General features: G+C 38.7%; 15 protein-coding genes. 11 read left to right on the forward strand and 4 right to left on the reverse strand.

All coding sequences use genetic code 11. The features are described from left to right. Nucleotides 1-34: 34 nt before the first annotated feature. Nucleotides 35-712 (reverse strand): pyrimidine 5'-nucleotidase, encoded by a 678-nt coding sequence (gene yjjG, locus FR932_RS12875; RefSeq protein WP_019439511.1) that lies wholly within the window; start codon nt 710-712, stop codon nt 35-37. A gap of 479 nt (nt 713-1,191) precedes the next feature. On the opposite strand from yjjG, the gene FR932_RS21485 reads away from it, so the two are divergent. The 6 genes from FR932_RS21485 (at nt 1,192) to FR932_RS12900 (ending at nt 6,100) form a co-directional block, all read left to right on the forward strand. Continuing rightward, entirely contained in the window at nt 1,192-1,359 is a 168-nt protein-coding gene (locus tag FR932_RS21485) for a hypothetical protein (protein WP_019439512.1), read from the forward strand. Nucleotides 1,360-2,407: 1,048 nt separating this feature from the next. Next, on the forward strand, nt 2,408-3,211 hold the full coding sequence (locus tag FR932_RS12880; RefSeq protein WP_019439514.1) for an MlaE family ABC transporter permease: 804 nt from the start codon (nt 2,408-2,410) through the stop codon (nt 3,209-3,211). A gap of 7 nt (nt 3,212-3,218) precedes the next feature. Further along, a complete protein-coding gene (locus FR932_RS12885; protein WP_019439515.1) occupies nt 3,219-3,977 on the forward strand; it encodes an ABC transporter ATP-binding protein in 759 nt (252 codons plus the stop codon). Nucleotides 3,978-3,996: 19 nt separating this feature from the next. Then, nucleotides 3,997-4,449 carry an outer membrane lipid asymmetry maintenance protein MlaD gene (gene mlaD, locus FR932_RS12890; RefSeq protein WP_019439516.1) on the forward strand — a complete coding sequence of 151 codons (453 nt, stop codon included), beginning with the start codon at nt 3,997-3,999 and terminating at the stop codon, nt 4,447-4,449. Between the two features lie 51 nt (nt 4,450-4,500). Next, nucleotides 4,501-5,154: an MlaC/ttg2D family ABC transporter substrate-binding protein gene (locus tag FR932_RS12895; RefSeq protein WP_019439517.1), complete on the forward strand. Its 654-nt coding sequence runs from the start codon at nt 4,501-4,503 to the stop codon at nt 5,152-5,154. Continuing rightward, nucleotides 5,141-6,100: an MlaA family lipoprotein gene (locus tag FR932_RS12900; RefSeq protein ID WP_019439518.1), complete on the forward strand. Its 960-nt coding sequence runs from the start codon at nt 5,141-5,143 to the stop codon at nt 6,098-6,100. Before FR932_RS12895 ends, FR932_RS12900 begins: the two co-directional genes overlap by 14 nt. A 98-nt stretch (nt 6,101-6,198) precedes the next feature. On the opposite strand, the gene FR932_RS12905 is transcribed toward FR932_RS12900, so the two are convergent. Both FR932_RS12905 and FR932_RS12910 read right to left on the reverse strand, forming a co-directional pair. Next, on the reverse strand, nt 6,199-7,209 hold the full coding sequence (locus FR932_RS12905) for a CNNM domain-containing protein (RefSeq protein ID WP_019439519.1): 1,011 nt from the start codon (nt 7,207-7,209) through the stop codon (nt 6,199-6,201). A 114-nt stretch (nt 7,210-7,323) separates the two neighbouring features. Then, nucleotides 7,324-7,773 carry a hypothetical protein gene (locus FR932_RS12910; protein ID WP_019628823.1) on the reverse strand — a complete coding sequence of 150 codons (450 nt, stop codon included), beginning with the start codon at nt 7,771-7,773 and terminating at the stop codon, nt 7,324-7,326. Nucleotides 7,774-7,925: 152 nt separating this feature from the next. Between FR932_RS12910 and FR932_RS12915 the strand changes: the two genes are divergently transcribed. From FR932_RS12915 to FR932_RS12935, 5 genes are all read left to right on the forward strand, one after another. After that, complete coding sequence (locus tag FR932_RS12915) at nt 7,926-8,243, forward strand: DUF6172 family protein (RefSeq protein ID WP_019439521.1); 318 nt, start codon at nt 7,926-7,928, stop codon at nt 8,241-8,243. Between the two features lie 176 nt (nt 8,244-8,419). Next, complete coding sequence (locus FR932_RS12920; RefSeq protein ID WP_019439522.1) at nt 8,420-9,088, forward strand: DNA-methyltransferase; 669 nt, start codon at nt 8,420-8,422, stop codon at nt 9,086-9,088. A 2-nt stretch (nt 9,089-9,090) separates the two neighbouring features. Next, the gene (locus tag FR932_RS12925) at nt 9,091-9,381 is read left to right on the forward strand and encodes a YkgJ family cysteine cluster protein (protein ID WP_019439523.1); all 291 of its coding nucleotides are present in this window, start codon (nt 9,091-9,093) and stop codon (nt 9,379-9,381) included. A 310-nt stretch (nt 9,382-9,691) separates the two neighbouring features. Beyond that, on the forward strand, nt 9,692-10,546 hold the full coding sequence (locus tag FR932_RS12930; protein ID WP_019439524.1) for a sigma-70 family RNA polymerase sigma factor: 855 nt from the start codon (nt 9,692-9,694) through the stop codon (nt 10,544-10,546). 222 nt (nt 10,547-10,768) lie between these two features. Beyond that, nucleotides 10,769-11,692: a patatin-like phospholipase family protein gene (locus tag FR932_RS12935; RefSeq protein WP_019439525.1), complete on the forward strand. Its 924-nt coding sequence runs from the start codon at nt 10,769-10,771 to the stop codon at nt 11,690-11,692. Nucleotides 11,693-11,722: 30 nt separating this feature from the next. Here FR932_RS12935 and FR932_RS12940 read toward each other — a convergent pair whose 3' ends face one another. Then, nucleotides 11,723-12,991, reverse strand: coding sequence for a D-amino acid dehydrogenase (locus FR932_RS12940; RefSeq protein WP_019439526.1), 1,269 nt, complete (start codon nt 12,989-12,991; stop codon nt 11,723-11,725). Nucleotides 12,992-13,013: the final 22 nt, after the last annotated feature.

Raw genomic sequence — 13,013 nt, forward strand, 5'->3', positions numbered from 1 at the left:
GGCAATCAATTTAAAAATATGAATAAGATTTACTTTAAAGTGGTAATAATAATGTCTGTAATTGACTTAATGATGTCACTTGATAACTCGGTCTAATACCTTCCGGCAATGCCGCGCTTTCGCTATTGAGCCAACAAGTATCAAAGCCTGCATTCATCCCACCTAAAATATCAGAGTGTGGATTGTCACCAACCATTAATACTTGCTCACGCTTTAATTCTCCCATGTGGGTTAGTGCATGCTCAAATATACCAATATCAGGTTTAGCCACGCCTACTTCTTCAGAAATGATCAGCGGTGAAAAAACACCTTTTAACCCTGTTTTTTCTAAACGAACATGCTGTAGTTCAGTAAAACCATTGGTAATAATACCCATTTTAACTTTGCCGTTTAATGCATTAATCAGTGCCAGAGCGCCCGGCAGCAAACAACAAATGTCAGCCATCGCGGTCATAAATGCACTATTTAAAGTTTGTGTGGTGACTTTTAATTTATCTGCCCATAATTGAAAACGGCGGTTTTGCAATTGTGTCGCGGTAATTTTACCATCTTGATAATCCACCCATAACGGTAGATTAACCGTTTGATAATGGCTAAAGTCATCTCGATCAAAATCGATAGAAAAGCGTGAAAACATCAACTGCAAACCTTTAAACGCATCAAAATGAAATAAGGTTTCATCGGCATCAAATAAGATCCATTGGTACTTCATGGTAAAATTCTCCAACGGCTAGCCGTTACAATAAATTAAAGCGGTATTTAAAGGTAAACGCTGAATAGAATCATTACGTTACCTCAACGACTTCTGATGGGCTATAATAGCGGAAAGTGAGATGTAGCTAAACCATAATTAAATTTTATATAACAATAAACAAAAATAAACTTGCAGAAAAGAAAACACGCTGTTACTATCAGCTCAGATTTATTTAATAACAATCCTCGAAATAAAAATCAACGATTAAGCCTTACCTAGAAAATTCCGTAAGCCAGATTAAAAAATCCAACATATGAAGCTAAATTATTGAACAACGAAATACAGCAAATGTTGCGTGCTGTAAACACTTCTTATTAAGTCAGCTATTTATACAAGAATAAAGATAGTGAGATTTCAGAATATTATCGTTATACGGTAATGAAGCTTATTACAAATAATGCGCTAGCTTGAGCTACGCCTATATAGTGAGTTTTATTATGACTATTATTTTTAATGGTACACAAATCCAAGTTAAACAACCGGTACACTCTATTTCAGTTCACAAGAACCGAGTAGCATTTACAGATTCACAAGGTGAGAAAATAGCTCAACTTGCAACAGTAAAAGAACGCCGTAACTTTATTGATATGCTAGTTAATAGCTAATTACATCAATACCAATACCCGATATTTTGACTATGAAGAGTTTTAATATCGGGATGCTCTCCCCCTTCTTCCCTATACATCTCTTATCATACTTATCCAAGTAAACATTAGCCCTCATCAATTAACCCATAAAAACACCTAATCAATACCTCATAATACGATCTATAAAATAGTACCGCTTAAAAATCACAGTTAAATGGGAATCTACTTGTCTAGATATACATCATTTCGTGATTTTTTTGCTATTGGTATTGGTATTGGTATTGGTATTGCTCAGGATTAAATTGATTCTTAAGTTTGAGGCGTTATCGGGGATCATCAGACAAAAAAAAGTCAGGTTGTTAGCCTGACTTACATATAATGGAAAAGAGGGTCGACTGAAATATACACTTCTATCTTCGCAATACTTTTCTTACTTACTTTACTTACTTTACTTACTGTCTTCACTAACTAACTTCCTTACACTTTCTTTCACTAACACGTATCTGTCACATACGCTCTTCATTTACACGTACGTTATTCATTTTCACTTACACGTACGTTATTCATCTTCTCTTACACTTTCTTTTCAATAACACGCATCTTTCACATACGTTATTCGTCTTCATTTACACTTTCATTTTCATTTTCATTTTCATTTCACTAACACGTATCTTTCAAATACGTTATTCGTCTTCATTTTCACGTACGTTATTCATCTTCACTTACACTTTCTTTTTCACTAACTTTTTCACTAACACGTATCTTTCACATACGTTATTCGTCTTCGTTTACATTTTCACTTACATTTTCTTACATATCACAGAAGGTTGTTGGCATATAATAACCAGTCGACCTAATTACAAATATAGTACACCATCATTAATTTGCTCGATAATTAACTAAAATAAATAATATAAAATTAAATTCGTGTATATCCTCATAATAATGAATACCCTTTTAATTTCAGCTTTGACACATTAACCAATTGATACTATTCTAAATTCCCTGATTTATTTATGTACTCTCATCATAAACATCAGAATAGCGAATGTATTAAGGAGTATACATGCCCCTAGCAATTTTTTCCGTGAACCCACTTGCCCGGTTAGGCCGGGCTGTAATCACGCAGCTTCAAGGCTTTGGTAAAGCAGCTTTATTCCTGCTACATAGTGTAATACATATGTTTTCTCGCCCTTGGCAGTGGCGCAGAGTAATAGAACAATTGTATTTTATTGGCGCAAAATCGATTATCGTAATTTGTGTTACCGGTTTATTTACCGGTATGGTGCTTGGATTACAAGGTTATTACACCCTATCTCAATTTGGTTCTACTGGCCTCCTTGGCTCAGCAGTCGCACTAACGCTGATTCGAGAATTAGGTCCGGTATTAACGGCAATCATGATCATCGGCCGCGCTGGTTCAGCAATGACCGCTGAAATTGGCATTATGCGTATATCAGAGCAAATCGACGCGCTTAAAACCATGACCATAGATCCAATTCGATTTCTGGTTAGCCCACGCATTATTGCTGCACTTATTAGCTTTCCATTATTAACCGCCATCTTCGATACTGTTGGTATCTTTGGTGGTTACCTGACTGGTTCGCAATTATTAGGCATCAATCCCGCGACTTATTTCTATCGTGTTGAAAGTAGCGTTAGCATAATGGATGTAGCTGAAGGCTTTATTAAATCGCTATTTTTTGCCATTACTGTCATCTCTGTTTGCTGTTATCACGGTTATTACACGCATACTCGCCGTAATAATTATGGTGCAAAAGGTGTTGGTTTATCAACAACGACAGCGGTTGTGCAAGCAAGTATCTTGGTTCTTGTTATTGATTACATTTTAACTTCATTTTTATTATAGGAATGCTATGGATACGCCACTGATTCAGTTTTGTAATGTCAGTAAAACATTCGACACAAAAACAGTCTTAAATAATATAAACCTGAGCATTTACAAAGGTGAAATAACCACCATCATAGGTAAGAGTGGTGAAGGTAAAAGTGTGTTACTCAAACATGTCATTGGCCTACTTAAGCCCGATTCAGGCACTATACTGTTTAATGGTAAAGCTTTTACTAAGCACTCACCAACAGAACAACTTAGCTTAAAAAAGAAATTGAGTTACATGTTTCAAGATTCGGCATTGTTTGATTCGATGACCGTGTATGAAAATATTGCATTACCATTACAAGAAGCAAGTAATTTAAGCAAAAGCGAAATACAGCAACGCGTTGAAATGCGTATGACCCAACTCGATATTGTCGGCACTGAACACCAATACCCAGGACAGCTTTCTGGCGGTATGCGAAAAAGGGTAGCTCTTGCTCGAGCGCTTGTCACTGAACCTGAAATCATTTTATTTGATGAACCAACAACAGGACTCGATCCAATACGTAAAAAAGCAGTTCATCAAATGATTGCAGACTATCAGCGCAAACTCGGTTTTACAGGGATCATCGTCAGCCATGAAATCCCTGAAATATTTAGTATTTCGCAACGCGTAGCATTACTTAACAAAGGTGACATTATTTTTCAAGGCACTCCAGAGCAGTTAAATAATGATGACAATCCCGTTATCTCAACCTTTATCCACGGTCATGAGTCATCATTACTCAATATCGATTAACGTAACATTTGGAACTATTATGAAAAAATCATCCATCGAAACCTCAGTCGGTTTATTTGTACTAATCGGTATCTTATGTGTCGGTTATCTCACCATTAAACTCGGAAAAATGGACTTACTCGGCGATAACTATTACAGCGTGTATGCAGATTTCAATTCTGCAACCGGTTTAAAAGGTGGCGCAAATGTCGAAATGGCTGGCGTTAAAATCGGTCAAATTGAAGACGTCGTACTATTACCTAATATCAAAATTGCACGTGTGCAGTTAAAAATAGATAACGATATCAGCCTTGCTGTTGATGTGATCGCATCTGTTAAAACCGCAGGCTTATTAGGTGACCGATACTTATCGCTTACACCAGGCGGTAGCGATGAGTACCTAGTCGCAGGGGATAGTATTGAAGAGACAGAATCCGCGCTTGATATTGAAGATCTCATCAGCAAATATGTATTTAGCAGTGAAGGCGAATAATCTCGTTGCAACCACGATTAAATATTCAAACTTAGTATTAAGAGGCATGAGATGAACAAAATAATGACTTTATGTGTTTCCACCGTTTTACTCGTTACTACGGCGGTCAGTGCACATGCAAATAACGTAAACCAAGCAACGGCATTGATTGACCATGCCATGACCGAATCATTAGATATAATTAATGATCCCGTACTGACAACTGAAGTTAAGCGTGAAAAACTCTGGCCTATCGTGACCAGCTATTTTGATTTCGATTTGATTTCAGAATTAACACTAGGCAAGTTCTCGGCGGGATCGACAAGCCCATTAGGGGATTACAGTGATCGCCGTTTCACCAGCGAACAACAAGCCGAATTTACCGATGCATTCACGATCCATTTGGGTAATTTATATTTAGACCGTCTCAATAACGACAGCAAATTTTCGGTGTTATTAACCAAGTCTTCGGCAATGAAGCCAATACGTCAAATGCAACGCGCGCGCGTGAACAGCTTAATTAATAAAAAAACAGCCATCGACTATTCATTGCGCTTTAAAGATGATGAATGGCGAATCTATGATGTTAAAGTTGAAGGGCGAAGCCTTATTAGCTCATTTCGTAAAGAATACTCGGCGCTATTATTAAAAAAGACACCGGATGAATTATTAGCATTACTTAATGAAAAGAACTTAGCGCACACGGGTAATAATGTTGCACAATAATACGCAGTTGTATTTAATTAAGCTGCCAATATCACTGCTTATCTTGATGATGAGCGGCTGTGCCAGTTCAAAAAATAATACCGAAAACACCACTGAAATTGCACCTGTATTAGCAATCGCGATTTCTTTACCTGAAGCTAAGTCTGAGTCTAAAACTGAATTTATTGAAGATGACGGCTTATTTGATGATGCACAGTTTAACGATGAACAACTCGAAGATGACGGCTTATTTGATGATGCACAGTTTAGCGATGAACAACTCGAAGATGACGGCTTATTTGCAGATGATGACGATGATTTATTCAGTAATGACAGCGTCACCGAAACGGCGCCAACAACTGAAATATCCGACCCGTTTTATTACTTTAATAAAGCCATGTTTCATGTCAATGATAAACTCTATTTTTGGGTGTTACGTCCTACAGCTGTAGGTTATAAAGCCATAACACCACAATTTTTCCGTGTCGGTGTCGCTAACTTTTTTCATAATATAACCATGCCAATTCGCTTCACCAGCAGTGTACTGCAAGGTGACATTGAATCGTCAGGTACTGAATTGGGCCGTTTTGCTGTTAACACGACAGTGGGTTTATTAGGTGTCATGGATCCAGCTGAAGATTATCTAGATTGGCATCCAAACAATCAAGATATGGGGCTGACATTAGGGAAATATGGTATCGGTAATGGCCCCTATATTGTCTGGCCAATCTTTGGTCCTTCGACATTAAGGGATAGTGTTGGTAAAGGGACTGATTACTTCCTGAGTCCATTAACTTATTTACAACCTGATAAGCTATCAATCACGGTTCAAGCTGTAGATAAAGTCAATGCGACATATTTTAGCCTAGGCGATTATGAAGCCTTCAAACAAGCTTATATAGACCCTTACGAACGAATGAAAGAATTTTATATCGAATATAGAGCAGAACAAGTCGCGGAGAATTAGAATAAATAAGAGTAGTAATAACGAAAAAGCGAGGCATTAAATATACCTCGCTTTTTTATTGCCAGTATTTTCTAGCTATCGCTTCACAACAGTAGCGATTATTTAGCTAATCGTTTCTGCCATTTCGCTTTAGCAATCTTACGCATATCAACATTAGTATCACTTTCATCGACAATTTCTCGACCTAAGATAGTTTCCAAAATATCTTCCATCGTGATAATACCTAACCAAGTACCTAATTCATCATGAATACTCGCCAGATGATTTCGAGAGCGTAACATATCATTAAAGACATGTTCGGCGTTTTGCGTCGGCAAATACACTTCGAGTGGTTTGGCTAACGTGAGCAGTTTAGTATCACCGTCATGCTGTAAAATATCTGATTTATGCACATAACCAAAGAACTCATCGTTGGTCAATAATGGTAAACGACTAAAAGGAATATTCGTAATTAAAGCGTCAAAATCGCTCACATTCATATTGGCATCAACACTCGAGACCACACCTCGTGGTGTCATAATGTCTTTCACTTTAACGTTTTGAAGATCTAATATATTACAAATAACCCTACTTTCATCGTCATTAATCTCATTAGTATCTTTTGCGACATCTGCCATCGCTATAATTTCTTCTCGCATATCAATGTCATGACTATGACCTTTGCCGATACGACGGGTGATTTGCTCTGACATAAAGATAAACGGTTTTAAGCAGAAAATCATCGTATTCAATATATTGACACTTGATGGCGCCAGTTGTCGCCAATATGTCGCGCCCATTGTTTTAGGGATAATTTCTGACAAAACCAAAATTAATACCGTCATCACAGCAGATGCTATACCTAAATATGCACTACCATACATAGCCGTTACTTGCGCACCTACACCAGCAGCACCCGCAGTATGGGCCACCGTATTAAGTGTTAAAATTGCTGCTAAAGGACGATCGAGATTGTCTTTCAACTTAGCTAGTTTTGTTGCAAGTTTAGGATCTTCACGTTGCATTTTAGCGATATAGCTTGGTGTCATACTTAGTAATGAAGCCTCTAAGATAGAACAAATAAACGAAACCACAATCGAGATTACAGCGTAAATTATTAACAGTGTCATTATGACCTTCTATAAGAATATTTATGAAGCTAATAATTATCATAAAGTGATTAATTTGGCAAAAGAATAAATTGTAATTTAGCGTAAATTTTTTTAATTAACATTAATTATCAATTAGTTCAACAGCTTGAAAAAGTAAATTCTTAAGGATGCAATTTTAGACAGCAAGTCATAAACCTCAGTGCGACCGATTTCAGCCCCACGTGCATTTTCAATCGCCTTGTTATTGTAGTCAGGTTCATCATCATCTAAACAATGCTTACTGATTAACTGCCAGAGTTTTTCCGCATTATCAAATTTACGCGCTAATATTTCCACATCAATATTGAGTTCATCTAACGCATTAATTGCAGACTTTATATCGAGTGATTTTTGCTCGTCCTCGTCAGACAAGTTAACTTTACTCAGTAAGGCGTTATAACTATCAATATGCGTATTAAGTAAATCGATGTTCAGGGTGTAAAATTGATAGGTATCTTGCCAATTTTTACCACTACAATAACTCGCCTGCGCAGTCGAGGTTAATAGTATAAAGAAGAGTATTAAAAAATTATATTTCATCATCAACCCCACTACTTTTATGCTTAATGGTCAGTAATAACGACGGCTAACACGATTAAAAGTGCAGACAAAGTGTACTCTTCACCCCATTTATTCTTTTCCCTGATATAATCCCCCATGTTATGAAATATTCAGTCATTCTTTAAAGGGTAAAAATGAAAAAAACGTTTGTACTAAATCACCCAAAAATTATTCCAGCTCGCCAAGTTGAAGCTATAAAAAGCGAAATCAGAAAATATATCAAAAGAGAGCGTAAAAAAACGCTTCCTAAAGGCGTAGATTACTGGGACTTTGATTGTAAGTATGGCGCAACAGAACAAGAAGCGCAGGTAATTCACCTATCAGAAATCAATAAATCTATTGATGGCGGAGACCTGAACAAAGACGCATCTTTCTATATCGAAATCTTGGTAAAAGATGGCATTCGCGTGATCAATGAAGAAGACGAAGATTTAGATTACGGCGAAGAATAATACCGACAGGGGGCACCATGCCCCCTGTCATTTTACGTAGCACCTAACAATAATTTCGCATCAAAATTCACGCCTATTTTTACCTGCCGAATGCAACACTACTGTTTACAGACTTTACCTGATAACATGGCGCCCTAATTCATGCAGTCACCTGCACATATATTGAAAATAAATAAATGAAGCTACATAAGATTGATGCAGTAGACTGGTTAAAGAGCCTTCCAAATGACAGTGTGGACCTCGTAATAACAGATCCCCCTTATGAGTCCTTAGAAAAACACCGTAAAATAGGCACCACGACTCGCTTAAAAAAAAGTGCGGGTTCGAGTAACCAATGGTTTGATATTTTTCCTAATAGTGATTTTCCTGCATTAATTGAACAAATTTATCGAGTACTGAAAAAAAACAGTCACTTCTATTTATTTTGCGATCAAGAAACCATGTTTGTGATTAAACCTATTGCCGAAGAGCTCGGATTTAAGTTTTGGAAACCGATCGTCTGGGATAAGTGTGCCATTGGCATGGGGTATCATTATCGTGCGCGTTATGAATTTATTTTATTTTTCGAAAAAGGCAAACGTAAATTAAATGATTTAGGTATGCCCGATGTACTACAAGAAAAACGTGTATGGCGTGGTTACCCGACCGAAAAACCAGTGCCTTTGATCGAAAAATTGATCACGCAAAGTTCAAATGTCGATGACCTTGTTATTGATCCCTTCTTCGGTTCCGGCGCAACCTTAATTGCAGCTGCCAACCTAGGTAGACAATCTGAAGGCGCTGATATTGCCCCTTCTGCCCATGAGTTTGTTAATAACCGCATTAAACCGGTAGAAAAGGTATAATAATGACCATTGAAATAACCAATCTACCCGTGACAGAAATCACCTGCTCAAACTGTGAAGCATGCTGCTGCCGCCTAGAGGTAATGCTACTGACAGATACAGGTGTACCTAAGCGTTATATCACTACGGATGATTGGGGTGGCCAAGTTATGGCACAAGGTCATGATGGTTGGTGTGCTGCGCTCGATAGGGATACATTGATGTGCACTATCTATGAGAACAGACCTTGGGTATGCCGCATATTTGAAATGGCGTCATATGAATGCGAAGAAGAACGTAAAGCACATATGTAAGTCATTATTTTCTACCTAACTAGCCAGATTAAATTGATATAGAACATATATCCGTATAAATGTGCCCCCCATATACAAAAATAGATAGAAATTACTAAAAACTGGTCAGACATCACTCCTATTTGTTCTATTCTTTTAACCTATTCACAACATGACCTCTTTTCCATTTTTACCGCTATCTATATTTTTAAATTAGGAGGATTATAATTAGACAAGCTGTCACGACTACGAATATCTTCTATTGTCACAGAAATACGTATTTTTCAGGGATGAGAAAATATCACGAATAAAATACGTTGGGGGTTAAAAAATGGAATTACTTAACGAATCAAACGCATTAGATCTTTACATGCAACAAGTCAACAAAACCAGTGTCCTACTCACGAAGGAACAAGAGTACGATACTGCCATTGCTGCGCATGAAGGTGATCAAAAAGCACGTCAACGTATGATCCAATCCAACTTGCGCTTAGTTATCAATATCGCTAAACGCTATCAACATACTTCATTGTCACTTGTTGATATAATCCAAGAAGGTAATACAGGCTTAATTCACGCCGTTGAAAAATTCGATGCCACTAAAGGGTTCCGATTCTCAACTTACGCGGTATGGTGGATTAAAAACAATATCGAACGTTTTATCATGAATCAATCACGCACTATTCGCGTACCGATTCACATCGGAAAAACCTACAAACGCATTCTCAAAAATGCCCGTGAGGAAGTACTCGATTTAAAATGTAATAATGACTTACAAACAATTGCGACTAACTTAGAACTGCAATTCGAGGACGTGGTCAATGTACTTTCTTACTACTTCACGGAAGCAAGTTTGGACAAAACAATCGCCACCAAAAATGAATCAAATACTGCATTAGTCGACCTTATTGAAGATAGCTCTATTTGCAAACCTAATGATGAAATAGAAAATACTGATACCTCTAGTTATCTAATCGAAGTATTAAGTCACCTTTGCGATCGTGACAGAGAGATTGTCGAACTTAGATTTGGTTTAGGAAGAGAAGAACCCCAGACGCTTAACGCGATTGGTGAACGCCTATTTATGTCTCGAGAACGCGTACGCCAAATTATTACCGCGAGTTTACAAAAAATTAAACCTGAATTACTCGTTAACAGTGTTAGCCAACAAGACTATTTAAACTAAGCTTTTTAAAAAATAATGAGGCGTAAAATACGCGCCAACGATTAATGACATTCGCCTTGTACGGGTTCATGTCATTAATCCATTCACCTATCATCCATTCACAACATCTATCCATTTACAAAACCAATCCATTAACAAAAACTATCAATTCACAATAAACAATCGAATTAACCTTTGCTTAATTGTAAGGTAAATTACCTTCTTGCTACCGCAGGAGGAAAGATGAGCCAACCACACAATAATACTTTAACCAATATCGCAAGCTGCGACGCCACTACCCCCATAAAAGATGCAGCACTAGTTGTCGAAGGTGGCGGACAACGCGGTATTTTTACTGCGGGTATCTTAGACAGTTGGTTAGCCAATAACTTTAACCCCTTTTCCTTACTGATCGGTACATCCGCTGGCGCCCAGAATTTATCCAGTTACATGACTAAACAATCAGGACATGCTAAACGTTCCATCATGCAACTTTCCAAGCACCCTGCATTTTTTGATATGAAACGCCCGCTATCAGGACGTAATACTGTCGATCTTGATTGGTATTTTGATAAAGTGAATGATCCTGAATACCAGCTCAATATGAACTGCGCACAAGCACAACTGAAAAACCGCCAATTGCTCTTTTCAGCGACCACGATTAATGGATTTTGCCCCGTATTCCTTGAACCGACAACAGAGAATTGGCTTACCATGTTGAAAGCATCCAGTGCATTACCCTATTTGTATAAGAAAGGTGTGGCGATTGGCGATGGCCATTACGTTGACGGCGGCGTGGCATTACCAATTCCAATTCAAGAAGCGTATCATCGTGGCGCAAAAAAAATAATTGTATTACGCACCGTGCCTGCACATCAAAATACACGCACGCCATGGGCGCATAAACTCAAATCTTGGGTGTGTAGTTCACAACGTTGTCCAAAAGTACTCGATATTATTACCGGTCATGAAAATGCCTACAGTGATGCGGTAGACTTTATTCATACCCCGCCAACGGATACGCAGATAATTGAAATAGCGCCACCACAGCCACTCGCAAGTCGTATTCTGGGAAGTAGTGATGAGGCCTTAGCCGCCGATTATAAAATGGGCTATGAGATGGGGGCTAAATTTTTAGCCAGCCACCATGCAGAGCTGTTTAGATAGCACGGCTTAGAACATATTATCTAGACAGCATTAGCGGCCGTAGCGGTAAACATCTAAATCACAACTATCGATATCGGGTGTAACGCCACTGACAATATCTGCAAGGTAACGCGCAGAACCACACGCCATCGTCCAGCCCAAGGTGCCATGACCGCAATTAGTAAATAAATTAGCAACTGGCGTGCGACCAATAATCGGCGTGCCATCGGGCGTCATCGGGCGTAACCCAGTCCAAAACTCCGCTTGGCTCATATCACCCGCATGGGGAAATAAGTCATTTATGACCATCGCAATTGTGTCTTTACGAGAATCGGTTAAATCTAAATTATATCCCGCCAATTCAGCCGTTCCCGCAACCCGAATGCGCTTATCAAAACGCGTCATAGCTACTTTATAGGTTTCATCCATCACAGTTGAAACCGGTGCTTGACTGCTATCCACAATCGGCACAGTGAGTGAATAGCCTTTTACCGGATAAATCGGCATAGCGAGTCCAAATGGCGACAAAATCGGATCGATTAACGCTGATGAATAACTCCCCATCGCGACAACATAAGCATCAGCCGTTAACTCTCCTACATTGGTACTCACCGAACTAATGTTGTCATTCTGATGGTTCAATTTATTCACCGTCACATCAAATTTAAATTTAACTCCTGCAGCTTGTGCTAATGCAGTCAATTGCTGGCAAAACAAATAACAGTCTCCCGTTTCATCATCAGGTAAACGTAATCCACCGACAATTTTATTCTTAACACCAGCCAAACCCGGCTCGACAGCGAGACAACCAGCAACATCTAACGTTTGATATACCGTGCCGCTATCTGCCAATATTTTAATGTCCTTTGCTATCGCTGCCAATTGAGATTCATGACGAAACACCTGTAACGTACCTTGTTGTCGACCTTCGTAGGCCAAGTTTTGTTGCTGGCGTAAATCAATCAAACAGTCGCGACTATAGTTAGCAATACGCAACATTCGCGCTTTATTCACTTCATAACTGCGAGGATTACAGTTGGCTAACATTTTTGCAGCCCATAGATACAGGTCAGGTGACAACCCCGGCTTAATTTTTAAAGGCGCATGTTTTTGCGCTAACCATTTGATCGCTTTAACCGGTATACCAGGCGCCGCCCAAGGCGAAGAATAGCCATAAGAAATCTGGCCTGCATTAGCAAAACTGGTTTCCTCTGCCCCTCTTGGCTGACGATCGATGACTGTCACATCATGTCCAGCTTGTGCTAGATACCACGCCGACGTTAAGCCAACAACCCCACACCCTAATACCATGACTTCCATTTATACCGACCATCGAGAATGA

Source organism: Moritella marina ATCC 15381, from assembly GCF_008931805.1.
GTDB classification, from domain to species: domain Bacteria; phylum Pseudomonadota; class Gammaproteobacteria; order Enterobacterales; family Moritellaceae; genus Moritella; species Moritella marina.